Annotated in this window: 20 protein-coding genes and 2 pseudogenes; 6 read left to right on the top strand and 16 right to left on the bottom strand. The window is 69.1% G+C overall.

The genetic code is table 11. From position 1 onward, the window contains the following. Positions 1–76 precede the first annotated feature (76 nt). Entirely contained in the window at positions 77–1,621 is a 1,545-nt protein-coding gene (locus P1N55_RS17330) for a (R)-citramalate synthase (protein ID WP_276276733.1), read from the top strand. A 24-nt stretch (positions 1,622–1,645) separates the two neighbouring features. Here P1N55_RS17330 and tuf read toward each other — a convergent pair whose 3' ends face one another. The 8 genes and pseudogenes from tuf to P1N55_RS17290 all read right to left on the bottom strand — a co-directional run bounded on the left by tuf (position 1,646) and on the right by P1N55_RS17290 (position 8,588). Then, positions 1,646–2,914 (bottom strand): translation elongation factor EF-1 subunit alpha, encoded by a 1,269-nt coding sequence (tuf, locus tag P1N55_RS17325; protein WP_276276732.1) that lies wholly within the window; start codon positions 2,912–2,914, stop codon positions 1,646–1,648. 133 nt (positions 2,915–3,047) lie between these two features. Continuing rightward, entirely contained in the window at positions 3,048–3,962 is a 915-nt protein-coding gene (locus tag P1N55_RS17320; RefSeq protein WP_276276731.1) for a hypothetical protein, read from the bottom strand. A 463-nt stretch (positions 3,963–4,425) separates the two neighbouring features. Next, positions 4,426–4,722 carry a HalOD1 output domain-containing protein gene (locus P1N55_RS17315; RefSeq protein WP_276276730.1) on the bottom strand — a complete coding sequence of 99 codons (297 nt, stop codon included), beginning with the start codon at positions 4,720–4,722 and terminating at the stop codon, positions 4,426–4,428. 154 nt (positions 4,723–4,876) lie between these two features. Continuing rightward, positions 4,877–5,335 carry a bacterio-opsin activator domain-containing protein gene (locus P1N55_RS20050; RefSeq protein WP_407067186.1) on the bottom strand — a complete coding sequence of 153 codons (459 nt, stop codon included), beginning with the start codon at positions 5,333–5,335 and terminating at the stop codon, positions 4,877–4,879. Beyond that, positions 5,307–5,855 carry a GAF domain-containing protein gene (locus P1N55_RS17305; protein WP_407067185.1) on the bottom strand — a complete coding sequence of 183 codons (549 nt, stop codon included), beginning with the start codon at positions 5,853–5,855 and terminating at the stop codon, positions 5,307–5,309. Before P1N55_RS17305 ends, P1N55_RS20050 begins: the two co-directional genes overlap by 29 nt. 161 nt (positions 5,856–6,016) lie before the next feature. Next, on the bottom strand, positions 6,017–7,309 hold the full coding sequence (locus P1N55_RS17300; protein ID WP_276276729.1) for a PAS domain-containing protein: 1,293 nt from the start codon (positions 7,307–7,309) through the stop codon (positions 6,017–6,019). 116 nt (positions 7,310–7,425) lie between these two features. Continuing rightward, a pseudogene (locus tag P1N55_RS17295) lies at positions 7,426–8,081 on the bottom strand (HAD family hydrolase). A 51-nt stretch (positions 8,082–8,132) separates the two neighbouring features. Continuing rightward, a complete protein-coding gene (locus P1N55_RS17290) occupies positions 8,133–8,588 on the bottom strand; it encodes a bifunctional nuclease family protein (protein ID WP_276276728.1) in 456 nt (151 codons plus the stop codon). A gap of 75 nt (positions 8,589–8,663) precedes the next feature. Between P1N55_RS17290 and P1N55_RS17285 the strand changes: the two genes are divergently transcribed. From P1N55_RS17285 to P1N55_RS17275, 3 genes are all read left to right on the top strand, one after another. Continuing rightward, complete coding sequence (locus tag P1N55_RS17285) at positions 8,664–8,951, top strand: hypothetical protein (protein WP_276276727.1); 288 nt, start codon at positions 8,664–8,666, stop codon at positions 8,949–8,951. A 139-nt stretch (positions 8,952–9,090) separates the two neighbouring features. Beyond that, positions 9,091–9,612, top strand: coding sequence for a hypothetical protein (locus tag P1N55_RS17280; protein WP_276276726.1), 522 nt, complete (start codon positions 9,091–9,093; stop codon positions 9,610–9,612). Positions 9,613–9,695: 83 nt separating this feature from the next. Beyond that, the gene (locus P1N55_RS17275) at positions 9,696–9,998 is read left to right on the top strand and encodes a hypothetical protein (protein ID WP_276276725.1); all 303 of its coding nucleotides are present in this window, start codon (positions 9,696–9,698) and stop codon (positions 9,996–9,998) included. Positions 9,999–10,068: 70 nt separating this feature from the next. Here P1N55_RS17275 and P1N55_RS17270 read toward each other — a convergent pair whose 3' ends face one another. The 4 genes from P1N55_RS17270 to P1N55_RS17255 form a co-directional block, all read right to left on the bottom strand. Continuing rightward, positions 10,069–10,314 (bottom strand): DUF3194 domain-containing protein, encoded by a 246-nt coding sequence (locus tag P1N55_RS17270; RefSeq protein ID WP_276276724.1) that lies wholly within the window; start codon positions 10,312–10,314, stop codon positions 10,069–10,071. 4 nt (positions 10,315–10,318) lie between these two features. After that, positions 10,319–10,693: a prefoldin subunit beta gene (locus P1N55_RS17265; RefSeq protein WP_276276723.1), complete on the bottom strand. Its 375-nt coding sequence runs from the start codon at positions 10,691–10,693 to the stop codon at positions 10,319–10,321. Positions 10,694–10,945: 252 nt separating this feature from the next. Beyond that, positions 10,946–11,461: a hypothetical protein gene (locus P1N55_RS17260; RefSeq protein WP_276276722.1), complete on the bottom strand. Its 516-nt coding sequence runs from the start codon at positions 11,459–11,461 to the stop codon at positions 10,946–10,948. Next, positions 11,458–11,760: a UPF0175 family protein gene (locus tag P1N55_RS17255; RefSeq protein ID WP_276276721.1), complete on the bottom strand. Its 303-nt coding sequence runs from the start codon at positions 11,758–11,760 to the stop codon at positions 11,458–11,460. Before P1N55_RS17255 ends, P1N55_RS17260 begins: the two co-directional genes overlap by 4 nt. A 439-nt stretch (positions 11,761–12,199) precedes the next feature. Between P1N55_RS17255 and P1N55_RS17250 the strand changes: the two genes are divergently transcribed. Together P1N55_RS17250 and P1N55_RS17245 are read left to right on the top strand one after the other, a co-directional pair. Beyond that, entirely contained in the window at positions 12,200–13,036 is an 837-nt protein-coding gene (locus P1N55_RS17250; RefSeq protein ID WP_276276720.1) for a pantoate kinase, read from the top strand. Between the two features lie 38 nt (positions 13,037–13,074). After that, positions 13,075–13,822: pseudogene (locus P1N55_RS17245) on the top strand (4-phosphopantoate--beta-alanine ligase). A 24-nt stretch (positions 13,823–13,846) separates the two neighbouring features. On the opposite strand, the gene hutH reads toward P1N55_RS17245, so the two are convergent. From hutH to hutU, 4 genes are read right to left on the bottom strand one after another with little or no spacing between them, the layout of a single operon-like run. Then, a complete protein-coding gene (hutH, locus tag P1N55_RS17240) occupies positions 13,847–15,430 on the bottom strand; it encodes a histidine ammonia-lyase (protein ID WP_276276719.1) in 1,584 nt (527 codons plus the stop codon). Between the two features lie 24 nt (positions 15,431–15,454). Then, positions 15,455–16,699, bottom strand: coding sequence for an imidazolonepropionase (gene hutI / locus P1N55_RS17235; RefSeq protein WP_276276718.1), 1,245 nt, complete (start codon positions 16,697–16,699; stop codon positions 15,455–15,457). Next, complete coding sequence (gene hutG / locus P1N55_RS17230) at positions 16,696–17,637, bottom strand: formimidoylglutamase (protein WP_276276717.1); 942 nt, start codon at positions 17,635–17,637, stop codon at positions 16,696–16,698. The genes hutI and hutG overlap by 4 nt, the downstream gene beginning before the upstream one ends. After that, positions 17,634–19,376, bottom strand: coding sequence for a urocanate hydratase (gene hutU, locus P1N55_RS17225; RefSeq protein ID WP_276276716.1), 1,743 nt, complete (start codon positions 19,374–19,376; stop codon positions 17,634–17,636). Before hutU ends, hutG begins: the two co-directional genes overlap by 4 nt. Between the last annotated feature and the right edge of the window lie 11 nt (positions 19,377–19,387).

Here is a 19,387-nt window from a genome sequence, read left to right as displayed (position 1 = left end):
ACGGAGGATAGAGGAAGTCGCCGCGAGGCGGCTGGGCGCGAAATTCGCCCCCAAGAGTGACGGAAGTGACCTTTCTGTGAGTCAGCACACACTGTTCGGGGACCACCCAGCGACGCGTCCCCTCGACGACGTCGGTGAGGTACAGTTTCTGGATACGACCCTGCGCGACGGCGAGCAGGCCCCCGGCGTCTCGCTGACGCCCGACGACAAGGCCCGCATCGCCCGCAAACTCGACACCGCCGGCGTCGACGTCATCGAGGCCGGGAGCGCGTGTACCGGGCCCGGCGAGCGCGAGACCATCTCGCGGGTCGCCGAACTCGACCTGGACGCGGCCGTGACGAGCTTCTGCCGGGGCATCCGTAACGACGTCGACCTCGCGCTGGAGTGTGGCGTCGACGGGGTCTCCCTCGTCGTTCCCGCGAGCGACAAGCACGTCGAGCAGAAGGTCGGGACCTCGAAGGCTGAAAACGTCCAGAACACGGTCGATCTCGTCGAGTACGCCACCGATCACGACCTGTGGGTCGAGGTCATCGGCGAGGACGGCTCCCGTGCCGACTTAGACTATCTCGAGGAACTGCTCGGGTCGGCGCTCGACGCCGGCGCGGACCGCATCTGCTGGGCCGACACGGTCGGCCACGCCACGCCGGACCGCGCGCTCGAGAGCGTCTCCCGGCTCTCGGAGCTCGGGCCGGTCAGCACCCACACGCACGACGACCTCGGCCTCGCGGTGATGAACGCCCTGACCTCCGTAGCCGCGGGCGCGGACATGGTCCACGGCACCATCAACGGCATCGGCGAGCGCGCGGGTAACGTCGCCCTCGAAGAGGTGGCCATCGCGCTCTCGCACGGCTACGGCGTCGAGACGATGGACCTGACCGAGGTGTACGACCTCGCCGAGCTCGTCGCCAACCGAACCGGCATCCCGCTTGCCCCGAACAAAGCAGTGGTGGGACAGAACGCCTTCACCCACGAGTCGGGCATCCACACCGACGGCACGCTGAAAGACGACTCGATGTACGAACCGTACCCGCCCGAGAAGGTGGGCCGCGAGCGCCGTCTCGCGCTTGGCAAGCACGCCGGGCGCGCCGGCGTCAAGGCCGCGCTGGACGAACACGACGTCGAGGTCACAGACGACCAGCTGGCCCAGATCGTCGCCCGGGTCAAGGAGATCGGCGACCGGGGCAAGCGCGTCACCGACGCGGACCTGCTGACCATCGCCGACGACGTCACCGGCCAGGCCACGGACCGCCGCGTCGAGCTCCTGGGGCTGACCGCCGTCTCCGGGTCCGACACCCCGACCGCGAGCGTCCGCCTCTCGGTCGACGGCGAGGAACGCAAGGAGGCCTCGGTCGGCTCGGGCCCGGTCGACGCCGCGATGAACGCCACCGAGACGGCGCTATCCCACGCCGCGGACGCGACGCTCGAGGACTATCACGTCGACGCCATCACCGGCGGCACCGACGCCGTCGTCACCGTCGAGATAGAGATGTCCCGCGGCGACGACCACGTGGCCGTCTCCGCGAGCGACTCGGACATCACTCGCGCGTCCGTGCGCGCGATGGTGGACGCGATGGACCGCCTGATGGCCGACGAGGGTGAACCGCTCGTCGCCGACGACTGAGGCGGCCACAGGGGCGCGGGCCGCTCACCGCTCGTTGACGCTGAGGACCTTGCCGGCGGCGATGGTCTGCCCCATATCGCGGATGGCAAAGGAGCCAAGTTCCGGAATCTCGGAGGACGGCTCGATGCTCAGCGGTTTCTGCGGGCGGATGGTGACGACCGCGGCGTCGCCGTTCTCGATGAAGTCCGGGTTCTCCTCGGCGACCTCGCCGGTCGAGGCGTCGAGTTTCTGGTCCAGCGACTCGAACGTGCAGGCGACCTGTGCGGTGTGGGCGTGGAAGACCGGTGTGTAGCCGGCCGTGATGACGGATGGATGTTGCATCACGACGATCTGGGCCTGGAAGGTCTCGGCGACCGTCGGCGGGTCGTCGGCCGGGCCACAGACGTCGCCGCGGCGGATGTCGTCCTTGCCGACCCCGCGGACGTTGAACCCGACGTTGTCCCCGGGGCCCGCCTTCGGGACCTCCTCGTGGTGCATCTCGATGGTCTTGACCTCGCCGGCTACGTCCGAGGGCTGGAAGGAGACCCTGTCGCCGGTGTTGAGGATGCCGGTCTCGACGCGGCCGACCGGGACGGTGCCGATGCCCGAGATCGTGTAGACGTCCTGTATCGGCAGGCGCAGCGGCGCGTCCGTCGGTGGCTGGGGTTCGGGCAGGTTGTTCAGCGTCTCCAGCAGCGTCTTCCCGTCGTACCACGGTGTGTTCTCGGACGGTTCGGCGACGTTGTCGCCCTCGAACGCCGAGATGGGCAGGAACGAAGCGTCCTCGGTCTCGAACCGGACCTGGTTGAGCAGTTCTTTGACCTCCTCGACGACCTCGCGGAATCGGTCCTCGTCGTAGTCGACCATGTCCATCTTGTTGACGGCGACGACCAGTTCCTCGATGCCGAGCGTCCGCGAGAGGAAGACGTGTTCGCGGGTCTGTGGCTGGACGCCGTCGTCGGCGGCCACGACGAGGACGGCGTGATCGGCCTGGCTCGCGCCAGTGATCATGTTCTTCACGAAGTCCCGATGGCCGGGCGTGTCCACGATGGTGAAAAAGTACGTGTCGGTGTCGAACTTCTGGTGGGCGATGTCGATCGTCAGGCCCCGCTCGCGCTCCTCGGCGAGGTTGTCCATGACGTAGGCGAACTCGAAGCCGCCCTTGCCTTTCTCTTCTGCCTCCTCGCGGTGCTGTTCGATGATGTGTTCGGGGACGCTCCCGGTCTCGAAGAGGAGTCGGCCGACGAGGGTGCTCTTGCCGTGGTCTACGTGGCCGATGATGGCCAGGTTCTGGTGTGGCTTGGTCTCGGACATAGGTATCAGTCGCTCGCTCGCGCGAACGTCATCATGTCTGTAATTCACACCAGCCGACAATAAAACGTGCTGCAGGTTTCAGACCGCCCGCGACCGTCCCGCGAACCCACCCCAGTCCGGTCGAGACGCCGGATTACTTGTAGCCGCGACTGGCGACGTGGTACTCGAAGACCGTCTCCATCCCGGCGACGAGGGCGTCGAGGTCCACGCTGTCGGCGTCGGTCCGCCGGTCCCTGACCGCGCGGTACCGGTCAGCCCAGCGGTCACGGAACACCTGTTCCAGGTTCTGGCTCTTGATGCGCTCGATGACCGCTTCCTTTTGCTCGTCGGTACCCGCCAGTTCGTCGGGCGAGACGATGCCCTCTTGCAGGGCGAGGACGACGATGCCGGCGGTGAAGTCGTCCTCGCGGACCTCCCGCTCCCACGTCGTCAGCCAGTTGCCGATGCGGGCCATCTCCTGGAGGTCCCACAGGAGGTCACGCAGGGTCCCGTAGTCCGCGAGGTCGAAGGTTGGGGAGTACATCAGGTCGACGGCGGCGTACGGGAACATGACCATGTTGTGGGCGTCGTAGCGCTCGGCCCCACTGAGGTTCGCGATGCGGGGGTTCTCGTTGACGACGGCGCTGTAGTCCATCGCGTTCAGCGTCTGGGTGATGTCGTAGTCGAAGACGTCCGCGAACTCGTCGCGGCGGGGGGCGTCCTCGAGGCCGGCGGTGAACTCCGTCCAGAGCCGTTCGATGAACGCGAAGTACGCCTCGTCGACGGCCGCCCGGTCGGGGTCGACGGTGTCCGGCGCGCGGACCAGTCGCCGCGCCTCCTCGAAGGTCGCCCGGTCACCGTGGTTCTCGACCAGGTCGTCGAGGACCGTGACGTACATCGTCAGTATCGTCTTTTGCGTGCGCACGTGGTCGGCGTGGGCGGGGTCGACCGACGAGAGCGTGAACTCCGGGAAGAGCGAGTAGATCCACCGCCAGAGGAACCGGTCGCGCTCGCCACAGACCTGCTCGTACTCGTCGACGAGTTCGGTGACGCGGTCGGGGAGCGTCACGCGCTGGATCCGGTCGAAGAAGTCCGGGGGGGTGTACCTGCTGGCTGTCGGTGCTCATCACTCACACCCGCGCATCGAGGCGGCCCGGCGACGACTGATAACCTGTTTGTACCGCCCTCGTGAGAAGTGGTAACACGGCGTTACTTCGGGGAAGTCCGCCGACGCGTCCCATACCCGGCGGACGTCCCGTGACATCGCTTGCGCATCCCATATCACCACGTGTCGGACACCCACGTAAGGATGTTCTTACGGGAAGGAAGTTGTTAACAGACAGGTACGTACCAGGTCGACCCGGTAATTGATAAGATACGTACCAGTTACCAGTGGAGTAAGACAGACATACCGGCGGGCGAACACGGCAGCCGCCGTCTGCGGGGAATCGGAGGGCAGGGTGGAGGGGGCGTCTCGGCCAGTAACGGGCGCTTACTCGGCAGTGAGAATGAGTCAGCGGGCGCGGGCGAGCTCAGGCGCGGACTTCGGCGGAGAGTTCCGCCGAGCGGGGCGGGGTCACGCGGACGGCGTGGTCGCTCTGGACCTCGACGCGACAGCCCGCCATGGGGAAGGCGACCATCCCCTGGCGGGCCGACCCGTCGCCTGTGGGGGTAAACAGCCTGTCGAGGGCGTCGGGGTCGACGGCGTCGTAGACGCGAGCGTCCAGGTCCAGCGGGTCGACGTCCTTCGCGTCCGCGACGGCACGGACGACGGTATCAGAGAGCGCTTCGTTCGGCGCGGGTCGGTAGACGAGTGTTGTTTCGGTCATTCGTGATTCGACGGGCTACCGTACCGGGGATACCGAAAAACAGATTCCGGCTAATCAGATTCACTGCCCTCGGCGGGGGGCGTATGTGTATAGCTCCCCGGTCAGGGTCTGTCTCAGACGTCGTCGAAGAGGAGTTCGATGAGTTTCCGCTCGCTCACGCGCAGGTGCCGGTTGACCGTCGGCTGGGAGACGTCGAGCATGTCGGCGACGTCCTGGCCGGTGCTTTGCGCGGCCAGTCGAAGAAGCCACTCAGGTACGACGTCTGCAGCACCTCGAGTTGCCGGTCGGTGAGTCGCTCCTCGAGCGCCGCGCGGATACCGTCGTGGGTCCGGTGAGGGACTGTCTGCTCCCGACGGGCGACGAGTTGCGTCTCGGGGTAGCGTCGCTGGAGTCGCTCGACGAACTCCCGGACGTCGACGTCGGTCGTCAGGTGCAGCGTGACCTCGATGCCCCGCGCCGTCGCCGTCAGCGACGAGAGGTTCGCCGCCAGTTCGGTCAGGGTCCCCGCGACGGTCGGGCCGTCGACGATGAGTTCGTACCGGTCGACGTCGTCGTCCACCGAGAGATCGGTGACGGACTCGACACTAACGATGGACGCGATGGTCTCGGCCACGTCGGCGTCCGGGTCCCTCGACCTCGATGAACAGCCGCGTCGCCTCGCCCTCGTGGGGCACGGCCCCGTCACAGGTGACAGTGGTGTCGAGGGCGTCTGCCAGCTGGACGAGCAGGGTGTCGGTGGCTCCCAGCGAGAGGTCGAGTTCGAGCACCGTGTCGGCGGCCTCCCGCTGTCGGGACTCGACGTCGCGTATCGCGTTCGCGATGCTCTCGCCCAGTTCGGCAAACACCGACTGGAACATCTCGCCGAACGCGTCTGAGCGGTCGGAGTAGACCGTCAGGACGCCGTAGACGAACTCGTCGTACTGGAGCGGCACGCTGATGACGGACTGGTAGTTCCGTGAGATGGCCGCCGTCCGCCAGGCGCCGTCGCGCAGACTGTCGCCGATGGCGGGCACGACGGTCATCCGTTCGGCCTGGCTCGTCCGGACCGACGGGGGGCCGCCCTCGGCGTGGACCGAGCGGTCGATACTGTCGAGGTACCGCGCGGAGTCGCCGGCCCAGGAGCGGGGACTCAATTCCCCCCCCGTCCTGGCGGCCGATCCAGGCCAGCGAGAACAGCTCCGACGCCGCCAGCTGGTCACAGACGGCCTGTTCGATGGCTTCGACCGTCTCGGCTTCCACCAGCACCCTGTCGATGCGCCTGATGATGGCGTTGACCTCCTTGAGCTGGCGCAGTTCACGGTTCTGGGACCGGCGCTCCGACTCGCGCTGGCGGAGCGTCAGCTCGCGGTCGACCCTGGCCAGCGCGGCCTGGGCGCTGGCAGCGAGCAGCTCGATCATCTCGCGGACCCGCGAGTCTACCTCCCCGTCGGTCCGGACGAGGAACACCCCGTGGTCGTCGAGCGGGAGGGCGATGCCCGTCAACTCGGTACCGGTCAGTCCCGCCGAGTTCCAGGTCGCTGTCCGGGCCGAACGAGACCTGTTCGTTGTCGACGAACGTATCCCAGATGAGGCCGCTGTCGGGCGTGACGGGCCGAGTCGTCGCGTGCTCGCCATCGTGGCCGGAGACTGCGGTCTGTTTCAGGACGTTCTCCCCGGGGTGAAAGAGGAACATCGAGGCCTCGGGCAGGTCGAGCACGTCCGTCGCCGTGGCGACGATGTGCTCTGCGACCTCCGACTTGGTCTCGGCGCGCAGGAGGTACCGCGTCGCGTCGTGGAGCGCCGCGAGGGTCCGCTCGAGACGGCGGCGCTCAGAGATGTCACGGACGACGCCCACCTGTCTGAACCGGCCGTCGTCGAGGTCGTAGGTCGTAAAGCGCGTCTCCACCGGGAGCGTCCCGCCGTCCGCCGTCGTCAGTTCCGTCGTCAGCGTCCCGACCTCCCGGTCCCCGAACTGCATCTCCTCGGCCAGTCTCGCCGCCTCCTCGAGCGTCGACTCGTCGGCCAGGACCATCGCGCTCTCTCCGACGAGGTCCTCGGCGGCGTGACCGGTCATCGACTCGACGGCGCTGTTGACCGTCTGGATGGTGAACGCCTCGTCGAGCGTGTAGACGCCGTCCTCGATGGTCTCGACGATGCGCTCGTACTGTTCGAGCATCTGCTCGCGCTCGTGGCGGTCGGTCACGTCGTGGGCGACGCCGACGTAGTACGTCCGGTCGTCCCAGCGGTGCTCGTCGAAGGCGAGCTCGACCCACCCGTCGCCGTCGGCTCCGTCGCGGGGCGAACGGAGGTACTCGCCGGTCTCCGCGCGGCAGTTCTCCTCGATGGCGGTCTGAGAGAGCGACGGGAAGAGCCAGGTCACCGGTTCGCCGACGAGCACCGACGGCGAGAGCCCGACCAAGTCGGTCAGGCGGTCGTTCGCGACCACGATGTCGAGGTCCGGGCCGACGACGACGGTCGGCTCCGGAACCCGGGCCGCGAGCGTCTCGAGCAGGGCCGGCGGTGACTGTCGTGCATCCGCCGCCGGTCGATCTGTGTCATCCGTACTACTGTCCCCATCCTGCGGTGGCCCCCCGGCCGACTTCTCCATACATCGACTCTCGCCGTCGAGGGGGAAAGCCTGACTTCAGTTTAGTTACCAGATAGCAGCCGATCGCGATCCGGGTACGCCCCTGATGGCACCGTATTCGCGTCGGATTCGTCCTGTCACTCAGCGATACGAACCACATCCTCGAGGCCCCAGACGTCGTACTCGGGGTCGACCCCCAGATCGGTGTCGACGCGGTGGGGCCGCCGGATGAACGCGGCGTCGATGCCGGCGCGGTGGGCCGCCTCCACGTCGGACTCGTTGTCGCCGACGAACAGCGCGTCGTCGACGCCAAGGTCGGCCAGCGCCGCCTCGACGTAGTGGGGATGGGGCTTTTTCAGGCGGAGGCTCTCGACGGTCGGTTCGCGGGCGCGGACCGTCTCGAACCGCGAGGCCAGGCCGAAGTGGTCGAACGCGAACTCGACTGTCGCCTGCTGGTTGGAGGAGACGACCCCGAGGGGGACAGTCAGGTCATCGAGGACGTCGACGTCGTCGTAGGGCCGTTTCTCGCCGGCCCGCATCGCCGTGCGCTGGGCGGCCGAAATCGCCGCGTCCCGGGCCGCCCAGAACTGCGCCGGGTCGAGGTCGTAGTGTCCACACACCGACTCGAGGCGTGGGACCGACACGCCGATGCTCATCGCCTCGACGTGGTCCGGGTGGGGTCGTCGACGCCGACACGCGCGAAGGCCTCGCGGGCCCCCTCCCGGTGGGCGTCCATGCCGGTCAGGGTCAGGAGGACGCCGTCGTTGTCGAAGATGACCGAGTCGTAGCTCATCGGAGATTGGTCGGGGACGGACAATCGAGAGTCTTTCCCATCGACGCGGGGTCAGTCCCCGAACTCCCCCCCGCCGCCCGTCTCGAACTGGTCCGGCGACCGCCCCGCGGCGTCGATGACCTCGTCGGAGACGACGATGGGACAGTCCACCCGGAGGCCGATGGCGATGCCGTCGGACGGGCGCGCGTCGAAGACGATCTCCTTGCGGCCCGACTCGAGATACTGTTCTGTGTCGATCTTCGCGTAGAAGGTTCCGTCGGCCAAGTCGTCGATGCGGACCCGGTCGATGGCGCCGCCGAACTCCGCGACCATGTCCACGAGCAGGTCGTGGGTCAGGGGCCGCTCGAACGGTTCGCCGTCGATGGCCAGTTGCATCGACTGGGCCTGGTCGGAGCTGACGAAGATGGGGACGATCTCCTCGCGGACGCGCAGGAGGACGACCGGCGTCCCCGTCCCCTCGTCGCTGACGCCGACACCGACACCCTCCACCGTGGCCTCGTGTTCCATGGCCGAAACGTTGGGTGCGCGGGTATGAAAACCTAGCCCGGGAGAGGTTTAGTGGACGACCCCGTAGGCCCGCCCGTGAGCGACGACGGCTACCGCGTCATCGTGAAACCATCGGCGCGGAAGGTCAGCGCGCCCGCGGGTCGGTGGGTGAACCGCCACGGCTCGCGCCGGACCTTCGAGACGAAGGCGCTGGCCCGGGCGTGGTCGCGTGAGTGTCGCGGGCCGACGGCGCCGGTCTGGCTCCAGGACGCACCGCCCTGGGCCGACGACGAGGCCGACGGCTACCTCGTCGGCCGGACCCGGGAGCGCGCGCAGACACGGGCGAACCGCCGCCAGCTGACGCTGGGTGAGAGACAGGGGTGAGCGGCCGGTCAATCCAAGTTAATCCGGATTAAATCGGCGTTTATAAGGTCCAAATAGGCCAAACCCGGCTTGACTCGCCTTTCGCGATTGCCCCCTTCTTGAGCCGTCGGTCCACAGGGTCGGGTGGAGTCAACGCACGATGCAACTCACGGAACTCACCGGCGCGCTGCTCGCCGTGCTCCTCGTTACGGGGTCGGCGGCGGCGCTGCCTGCGGCCGCTGGCGCACAGGCCTCCGACAACGCTGCAGCGAACGGGAACGCGACGAGCGCTCAGGCGGACGCGAACGTGGACGAGATCGCGGGCGATACCGCCGAGTCCGAGGACACAGCCGAAGCCGACGCCGAGACCGAGCACGCGAACAGAGCCGGCGAGCCCGGCGTTGCGGACGAAGCCGAGGCTGACCGACGCGGGCCGCCCGAAGACGTCGGTACGGCCGGCGAGCGCGGCCCGCCAACCTCGATGCCCGCCCCGGTGCCGGACTTCGTCAGCGACATCCACAACACTATCAACGACCACGTCGCCGGCACGCTGGAGGGCGACCTCGGCCAGCACATCAGCGACCTGACGCCGGGCGACGAGTCGGACGACGCGGACGCGACGACACCGGACGACGCCGCCGGTGAGAGCGCCGGCGGTACCTCGAACGCCACCGAGCAGTAACGCCTCGCATCCGGTCACCACGACACTCACGCTCTCGCCGACGCAAGCGCGGTACTTTTTGCCGTCCGTTCCCGAGTGGTGGTATGGACGATACCGTCGACTCAGGCGTCCGCCCGGACGACACCGGGTCGACAGACCGGACGACGGAGGACCTCCTCGCGGGCGACGAGGAGTCGACGTCGCTCCTCAACGGCGACGGGATGGACCGGTGGCAGGCCGCGAAGTACGTCACGCCCTTCCTCCTCATCGGCCTGTTCGACCTGGTGTTGTTGCTCGGGTGGGGACTGGACCCGCTGTGGGGCTTCATGATCCTCCCGCCCATCCTGTTTGTCTCGGTGCTTGCCTGGATCGCGTTCCGGACCGGGTTCGCGAGCGACCGGACCTGAGCGCGGGACGGGAACGCCGTGGCTCGTCGGTGACTGACTGGTCGGAACCGGGCGAGAATCCGCCCGGCGGTCAGTCGGGCTCGTCGGCAAAGAGGTCGTCGACGGCCGACCGCGCTGCGAGCGCCGCGTCGTCTGCGACCTGTTTCTCGTCGAGTCGGCTCTCCGGGGCGTTCACGTAGACGTCGACCTCGAGGACGCCGTCCTCGAAGGAGACGGTCACGTCGAGGTCCTCGACCTCGCTCACGCCGAACCGGGAGAAGACGACGGATTCGGCGGCCTCGGCGGCCGCCTGGACGACATCGTCGTCTGTCGGCATCGCCTTACGCGCCGGCGCCGGGGCCGCCAGCGGGGCCGCCACCGAGCATCTGCTGGAGGTCGCTCTGGAGGTCCTCGAACTGCTCCTGAACGCGGTTCTCCTGCTTCTCGAGGGTCTCGACGCGGACCTCGAGGTTGCTGACCTTCTCCTCTAAGTCCTCGCGGGCCTCGTCGAAGTCGGTCTTTACGAGCAGCTCGCCGACCTCGCGGTACATCGTCGTGTCCTCGTCGATGTCGTCGAGCTCCTCGAGCGCCGTCTCGGACTCTTTCAGCTGCGACTCTGCCTGCTGTTTCTGTGTCGCGACCTGCTGTGCGGTCTCCTGCAGGTCCTGCAGTTCCTCGAGCTTCTCCTGTGCTTCCGGCGGAAGATTACCCTGCATACTCCGAGGGTCGGGGTCCGGACTGTTAAACCCACGCTTTCGGTGCTGCCACGTGGGGCGCCCCAGCTGACACCCGGACGGCGGCCGCTCGCGGCTGTCCTACCCCGACACCTCACCGACCGCACGCTCGCGCAACTCCCCCGTCAGGTGCATCCCGTGCCGGCGTACCTTTTTCTCGTCGGGTGGAACCCGCACACCCTCCTCGAAAAACCTACGCGAAAAAGCAGCCGCTCGCATCCGCTCGCGGCTGTCCTACCCCGACACCTCACCGACCGCACGCTCGCGCAACTCCCCCGTCAGGTGCATCCCGTGCTGGTCCATCCGCCGGATGATCCGCTTTGCCGCTGACGGGGAGAGCGCGTCGTCCTCGACGGCGGCTCTGACGACGACGCCGAAGCTGCTGGTGACCGCCGACCCCAGGCCCTGGGCCATCCGACGGACGGTGCGGTCCTCGGAGACGACGGCGACGGCCGACCTGTCCGCCGGGTCGCGGTGGGCCAGCACCCCGGCGAGGACGGTGGCGGCCGGACCGAGCTGTTTCTCGCCCAGCAGGGACCGGGCCTGCTCGAGGTGCCCCTCGTCGACGGCCGTCGAGACGGGCTCGCTCCCGAGGAACTCCGCGAGGTTCGTCGCCGTCGGTTCGATGGCCACCTCCTCGATGACCGGCGTGGGGACGACGACGTCGCCGTCGAACGCCCCCAGCAGCGCCAGTTCGCCGACCTGGCCGAGGTCGTACAGCGAGGTCGGGCCGACATAGATGCGGGTCACAGCTCCGCCGCGGTGTCGGCGTCCAGTTCGAGGTCCGACAGCGACAGCTGGGTCGTGAGGTTGCGCTCGCGGGCGACGTCCAGCCACTCCGCGACCGAGAGGTCCGCAATGTGTGCGGCTTCGGCGGCGGAAACGTCCCCGGACTGGTAGCGTTCGACGGCCACCCGGATACGCAGCGTCTCGAGTCCCTCCGCCAGCGCCTTCCGGATGGTCGTCGACCGGTCCTCGGCGAGCAGCGCCGCCACGTCATCGAGTTCCGCCTTCTCCTCGGTGGGGAGCCGCGCACTGATTGTCGGCATGTATGCGATGTAGTACAGCGCAAACGTACTTGAATCTACGGGTCGACCCGACGGTAGTGTTTAGTTGCGAGATTCAGGTTGTGAACAGCCAGAAAGCCCCCGCGCTCTCAGCTCCCGCGGCTCGCCGGGGTTCGCTGAGAGCGCGGCCCCTTTCAGCCCCACCCAGGCCGGCTGACCGTCCGGCTATGGGTGGGGCTGAAAGGGGCGGCTGGCTGAACGACGGCGGACGACTCAAGGACCGCAGCGAACGAAGTGAGTGAGGACCGCAGCGAGTCCCCCGAGTTCAGCCAGGGCGAGACCGAAGGTCTCGCGGGCAATCGGGCGCTTCGCGCCCGATGACAGCCGGGGCTTTCTGGCTGTTTGCGGCTATCCTCTCGTAACTAAACACCGCCGACCCGACACGCCAACGATTAACCCGGTGGACACACGAGATGAGACGATGACAAGGGAAGCCGAGGCCGTCGTCCCCGGGCACGTGACCGGCTTTTTCACCGTCGACCGGGGATCGAACCCGGCCGAAACGGGGTCGCGCGGTGGGGGACTGGCGCTCTCGGACGGCGTGCACGTGACCGTCAGCCCGGCCGAGGAGACGCGGGTCGAGCTCGACGGGACCGAGATGGAGATGGGCGCCGTCGAACGGGTCCTCAATGCGCTCGACGCCACCGCCCGCGTGACGGGGACCACGCCGCTGCCGCTGGGGGCCGGGTTCGGCGTCTCGGGCGCGATGGCGCTCGGAACCGCACTGGCCGGGAACGCGGTCTTCGACCGGCGGCTCTCGTACAACGAACTGGTGACCGTCGCGCACGGCGCCGAGGTCCAGGCCGGGACGGGCCTGGGCGACGTCGTCGGACAGGCACGGGGCGGCGTCCCGCTCCGGCTCGAGCCCGGTTCGCCCGCGCACAACTACGTCGACGCGATTCCGGCCCGAACCCGCGTGGAGTATCACACGCTCGGCGAGCTCTCGACGGCCGACGTGGTCGACGGCGAGACCGACGTGCTGACCGGAGCTGGCGAACGAGCCCTCTCACAGGTCGTCAAAGCGCCCACACTCGGGGCCTTCATGCAGGCTTCGCGGCAGTTCTCCCGGGAGGCAGATCTGCTCACACCGGCAGTACGCGACGTCGTCACCGACGTCACCGAGGCGGGCGGGGACGCCGCGATGGCGATGCTCGGCGAGACAGTCTTCGCGCTCGGGACCGGCCTGACCGACGCTGGCTACGACGCCAGCGTCTGCGCGGTCGACCCGACCGGTGCCACAGTCGAACCCGACCACTGACCGACGAGCTTTCTACCGTCCGCGCGAGAACGGCGCGTATGAGCGACGAGGTCGAGGTCCCCGAGAGCCACCCGCGATACGAGTCGCTGCTGACACGCCACCGCATCGAGGCCGGCGTCGACCGCGGCATCACCTCCCGCCAGGGGCTCATCGCCCAGGGCCGGGGCGAGGCCTACGACTACCTGCTGGGGGAACGGACCATCGAGAGCGCCGACCGGGCGGAGCGGGCGGCCGCCGCCTCCCTCCTGCAGGCCGAGCACGCCGTCGTCTCGGTCAACGGGAACGCAGCGGCCCTGGTTCCCGGCGAACTGGTCGAACTGGCCGAGATCACCGGCGCGGACCTGGAGGTGAACCTGTTCAACCGGACCGAGGAACGCATCGAAGCTATCGCCGAATACCTCCGTGAACACGGCGCGACGGAGGTGAAAGGGCTGACCGCCGACGGCACGATCCCCGGACTGGACCACGAGCGCGCGAAGGTGGACGCCGACGGTATCGGGGCGGCCGACGTCGTACTCGTCCCTGGAGGACGGCGACCGTGCCGAGGCGCTGGGCGCGATGGGCAAGACCGAACTCGTCGTCGATCTGAACCCGCTCAGCCGGTCGGCACAGGTGGCGACGGTCCCCATCATCGACAACATCGTGCGCGCCATCCCCGGCATCACCGCTCACGCGCGGGACCTGCTCGACGACCCAGACGCACAGCGAGCGGCCATCGAGTCGTTCGACGCCGAGGAGGCGCTGGCCGACGCCGAGCGAGCGATTCGGACGGGCGACAGGGAGTGAGCGACGGAGGCGGCGGCGCGATGGTCACTCCAGGTCGACGGCGTCGCTGACCCGATCGACGAGCAGCCCCTCAGCGACGAGCGTCCGCGCGCGGTCGATGTCCTCGTGGACCGCCCGGTCGGCCTCGAGTTTCGGCACGACATCCCTGACCGTCTCGTAGGCGATGGCGGTGCCTGCCCCGAGCGCTAGGTCGTCGTCGAGGAACTCCTCCCCCTGAGCGGCACAGAGCAGTTCGATGGCGACCACGGTCCGGACGTTCTCGAGGACCGAGCGGACGGAGAGCGCCGACTGCCCGCTCATGCTGACGTGGTCCTCCTGGTTGCCGCTGACCGGCGTCGAGTCGACCGAGGGGCGACCGGACGACCGGCACTCGTTGAGCAGCGCCGCGGCGGTATACTGGGCGATCATGTAGCCCGACATCAGTCCGCTCTGTTCGGTGAGGAAGGGCGGGAGGTGGGACTCCTGGACGTTCGGGTTCAACATGCGGTCGACGCGCCGTTCGGTGATGGCCGCCAGTTCCGTCAGCGCGCTCGCCACGTAGTCCAGGCGGAGCGCGAGCGGTTCGCCGTGGAAGTTCCCGGCCGAGAGCACCGCCGCGTCCCCGGTCCCGCTGGCCCGGTCGGGAGCGTCCGCGCGAGCGAACAGCAGCGGGTTGTCGGTGGCACTGTTGAGCTCCGTCTCGACGGCCTCGCGGAGGTGCGAGATGGCGTCCCGGACAGCGCCGTGGACCTGCGGGAGACAGCGCAGCGAGTAGGCGTCCTGGACCCGGTCGCAGTTACGGTGGGACTCGACGACGTCGGAGTCGGCGGTGAGCCGACGGACGTTGCGTGCGCTCGCGGCCTGGCCCGGGTGCGGGCGGACTGCGGCGATGGCCTCGTGGCTCGGGACGGTCGAACTCAGCGTCACCTCCGTGGTGAGCGCGCCGGCCACGTCTGCGCTCCGGAGCGTCACGGCGGCGTCGTGGACCGCGAGCGCCGCGAGTCCGACGGTCAGTTGCGTGCCGTTGATCAGCGCCAGGCCCTCCTTGGCTCGGAGCGTCAGCGGCTCGAGGCCGGCGGTGGCCAGCGCCGTCGCGCCGGCGAGCCTGTCGCCGGCGACGCGGGCGTCTCCCTCACCGATGAGCACCAGCGACATGTGCGCCAGCGGCGCGAGGTCGCCGCTCGCGCCGAGACTCCCCCGGGAGGGGACGACCGGGTGGACGCCGGCGTTCAGCATGTTCACCAGCAGGTTGACCACGCGCTCGCGGACGCCGGAATATCCCTTCACGAGGGCGTTGACGCGTGCGAGCAGCATCGCCCGGACCGCCTCGCGGGTCAGCTCGCGGCCGGCGCCGGCGGCGTGGCTCCGCAACAGGTTCACCTGCAGGGACTCGAGGTCGTCCTCGGGGATGCGCTGGTCGACCAGGTCGCCGAACCCGGTGTTGACGCCGTAGACCGCCTCGCCGCTCTCGAGGACCGTCTCGACGCGCTCGCGGGACTCGCGGACCGCCTCGCGGGCGTCCTCGCCGATCTCGACGGTCGCGCCCTCGCGGGCCACGGCGACCACGTCCGCTGGGGTCAGGGACGCGCCGTCGAGGACGACCGCGCCCGTGCCGTCTTCGTCTGCCATACCGTCACGTACGCGGGTGGCGGGTCAATAGGTTGGGGTGCCCTCGTCGTGGACGACCGCGCCGCCTTTCAGCACTGTCTCGACGACGTTCGTCCCGTACTGGTAGGGGACGTGGACGTGGGTCGGGGCGTCGAGCACGAGGGCGTCGCCGTGCGCACCCGGCCGGAGCGTCCCCAGACCGTCGGTCCGGTCGAGTGCGAGCGCGGCGTTGCGCGTCCCGGCGACCAGCGCCTCGGCGGGCGTCAGCCGCATCTCGACGCAGGACAGCGCCAGGGCAAAGCCCATGCTGTGGCTGTGGCAGTTCGGGTTGAAGTCCGTCGCCACCGCCACGGGCGCGCCCGCCTCGAGGAACGCCTGGGCATCTGCGAACTCGGCTCCGAGACCGAAGGCCGTGCCGGGCAGGAGGACCGGCGTCACGTCCGCCTCCACGAGTGCGTCGACGTCGTCCCCGGTCGCGTGCAGCAGGTGGTCGGCGCTGGCCGCACCCAGCTCCGCCGCGAGTTGCGTGCCCCCGATGTGGGCGAGCTCCTCGGCGTGGATCTTCGGCACCAGCCCCGCCCGCTCGCCAGCTTCGAGGATACGGCGGGACTGCGAGACGGAGAAGACGCCCTCCTCGCAGAAGACGTCACAGAACTCCGCGATACCCTGGGACTCGACGGCCGGAAGCTGCTCGTCGACCACCTCGTCAGTGTAGGCCTCGGCGTCACGGCCCTCGGGAACGGCGTGGGCGCCCATGAACGTCGGGACCACGTCGACCGGATGGGTCTGGTCGGCCTGCTCGATGACGCGGAGCATCCGCAGTTCCGTCTCCGTGTCCAGCCCGTAGCCCGACTTGACCTCGACGGTGGTCGTCCCGTGGGCGAGCATCGTATCGAGGTGGGAACGGAGGTTCGCCAGCAGCGTCTCCTCGTCGGCCTCGCGGACCGCCCGGACCGTCCGGAGGATGCCGCCGCCCTCCGCGAGGATGTCCTGGTAGGTCTTCCCGCGCAGTTTCGCCGCGAACTCGTCGGAGCGGTCGCCGGCGAACAAGGCGTGGGTGTGCGGGTCGACGAACCCGGGCAGGACGGCCCGGCCGGCGGCATCGATTGCGTGGGTCGCGTTCTCCGGCGGGAAGTCCCGGACCACCTCGTCGGTGGGTCCGGCCGCCGCGACTCGCCCGTCGACGACGGCCACCGCGCCATCCGCGTGTGATTCGAGCGTCCGGCCGTCGTCGGCCGGCCCGACGACGAGTTCGCCGGCGCCGTGGACCACCGCGTCGAGGCCGGTCATCGTCGCCCCCCGAGGCCGCTGAGGAAGTGCGCGACGGCGCGGGCCCCGGCGCGTGCGGTCTGTGTCCCGTCGTCTAACGGCGGTGCGCACTCGACCACCTCGAAGCCAGCGACGCGCTCCTCGCCACCTACGCGGCCGAGCATCCGGAAGAGTTCGCGGGTCGTGAGGCCGCCCGGCGTCGGGGCGCTCACGCCGGGCGCGGCCGCGGCGTCCAGCACGTCCATGTCCAGGCTGACGTAGACGGCGTCCACGTCGCCCAGCGAGTCGAGCGCCGCGTCGACAGCGTCCAGCGGGTCGTCGGCCACCTCGTCGGCGGTCAGGACGGTCCCGCCCTGCTCGCGAGCGTAGTCGTGATACGCGGTCGAGGTCTCGAAGTGGCGCGCGCCGACGACGGCGAAGGCGTCGAGGCCGGCCTCGTGGAGTTGTCGGTACGGCGTGCCGCTCGTGGGCGCGTCACCGACGGCCCGGCAGTCGAGGTGCGCGTCGAAGCTGAGCGCGCCCAGCGTGTTGTGGGTCAGCAGCGGCGCTGCGTTGGGGAACGTCAGCGAGTTGTCGCCCCCGAGGAACACCGGGAGCGTATTCTGGCCGTGAATCCGGGACGTGACCTCGCGGACGGCCGTCTGGGCCTGGACGACGTCGCTCTCGGAGGGTGCGTCGGGTTCCGGAATCGCGACGTCGCCCAGGTCGGCCACCGACGTGACCGGGCCGTGCGCCACGTGGTGGGTCTTCGTCGCCGCGAGTTCCCGGCGGATAGCCGCCGGGCCCTCGCGTGCGCCCGTCCGGCCGAGGACGGCGCCGTCGTAGGGTTCGCCGACGAGGACGGCGTCGTACTCGCCCGCCGTCTCGAGGGTCGCCCGCTCGACGACGTCCCCGAACTGCTCGTCGTTCGGGTCGCTGGAGGGGCCCTCCCACGCCGCTGGCTCGGTCAGCCGTGTCATCGGTCCCGGTCCCGCATCGGGATGGCGACGTCGTCGGCCTCGGCGCGGTCCAGCGCCTCCTCGTAGCCGGCGTCGGCGTGGCGTATCACGCCCATCCCCGGGTCCGTCGTGAACACCCGCCGCGCTTTCTCGGCGGCGCGGTCGGTCCCGTCCAGCACGACGTGGTTGTTCGTGTGGAGGGCGTTCCCGATGCCGACGCCGCCGCCGTCGTGGACGCTGACGATGTCAGCGCCGGCCGCGCAGTTCAGCAGGGCGTTCAGGATGGGCCAGTCGGCGACGGCGTCGGAGCCGTCGCGCATCGCTTCGGTCTCCCGGTTGGGGGAGGCGACGCTCCCGGCGTCTAAGTGGTCGCGGGTGACGACGATGGGCGCCGAAATCTCGCCCTCGGCGACGAGTTCGTTGATTCGCAGCGCGAAGCGGGCGCGCTCAGTGAGGCCGTCCTCCGAGGCGTAGCCCAGCCAGCAGACCCGCGAGGGAAGGCCCTGGAAGGAGACCTGCTCCTGGGCGAGGTCGATCCAGCGGTGCAGGGACTCCTTCTCGGGGAACAGCTCCCGGACGGCGTCGTCGGTCCGGTAGATGTCCTCGGGGTCGCCAGAGAGCGCGGCCCACCGGAACGGGCCCTTGCCCTCGCAGAACAGCGGGCGGATGTACGCGGGGACGAACCCCGGGAAGTCGAAGGCGTCCGCCAGGCCGCGGTGGTCCTGGACCTGGCCGCGGATGTTGTTGCCGTACTCGAAGGCGATGGCGCCGCGGTCCTGCATCTCGAGGATACCCTCGACGTGGCGTGCCATCGTATCCATGCTCTCCTCGACGTAAGTCTCCGGGTCGCGCTCGCGCAGGGCGTCGGCCTCCGCGACGGTGTAGCCCGACGGGTAGTACCCCTCGAGTTCGTCGTGCGCGCTCGTCTGGTCGGTGACGACGTCGGGGACGAAGTCGCGTTCGAGCATCGCCTCGAGCATGTCGGCGGCGTTCACGTGGACGCCGACGCTGTAGGCCTCGCCGGCCTCGGCGGCCGCCCGTGCGCGTTCGATGGCCTCGTCTAAGTCGTCGGTCTTCTCCTGGCAGTAGCCGGTCTCGATGCGGCGGTCGATGCGGTCCTCGTCGACCTCCGCCGCGATGCAGACCCCGTGGTTCATCGTCACCGCGAGCGGCTGGGCGCCGCCCATCCCGCCGAGGCCACCGGTGACGACAATCTTCCCTCGCAGGCCATCGTTATCTGGGTAGTGTTCGCGCGCCAGCGCGGCCAGGGTCTCGTATGTCCCCTGGATGATGCCTTGGGTGCCGATGTAGGCCCACGACCCGGCAGTCATCTGGCCGTACATGATGAGTCCCTTCGCCTCGAGCTCGTGGAAGTGCTCCCAGTTGTCCCACTTGCCGACGAGGTTCGAGTTCGCGATGAGAACTCGGGGAGCCATCTCGTGAGTCTCGAAACGGCCCACGGGCTTGCCGCTCTGGACCAGCAGCGTCTCGGTGTCGCCCAGTTCGCGGAGTTCGGCCATGATAGCGTCGTAGGCGTCCCACGAGCGGGCCGCGCGGCCGGTGCCACCGTAGACGACGAGGTCCTCGGGCCGCTCGCCGACCTCGGGGTCGAGGTTGTTGTTCAGCATCCGGAGGGCGGCCTCCTGTCGCCAGCCCTCGCACTCGATGTCCGTGCCGGTCGGTGCGCCCTGGTAGTCGTACCACTGCTCGGAGGGGGTACCGACACCGCTGTCCGTGTCGGTCGACGGTTGCTGTGCCATACCGTAACATA

The organism is Haloarcula regularis (assembly GCF_029338315.1).
GTDB lineage: Archaea > Halobacteriota > Halobacteria > Halobacteriales > Haloarculaceae > Haloarcula > Haloarcula regularis.
Note: the sequence above shows the minus strand (reverse complement) of the source record. Positions and strands in the feature narration are given on the sequence as shown.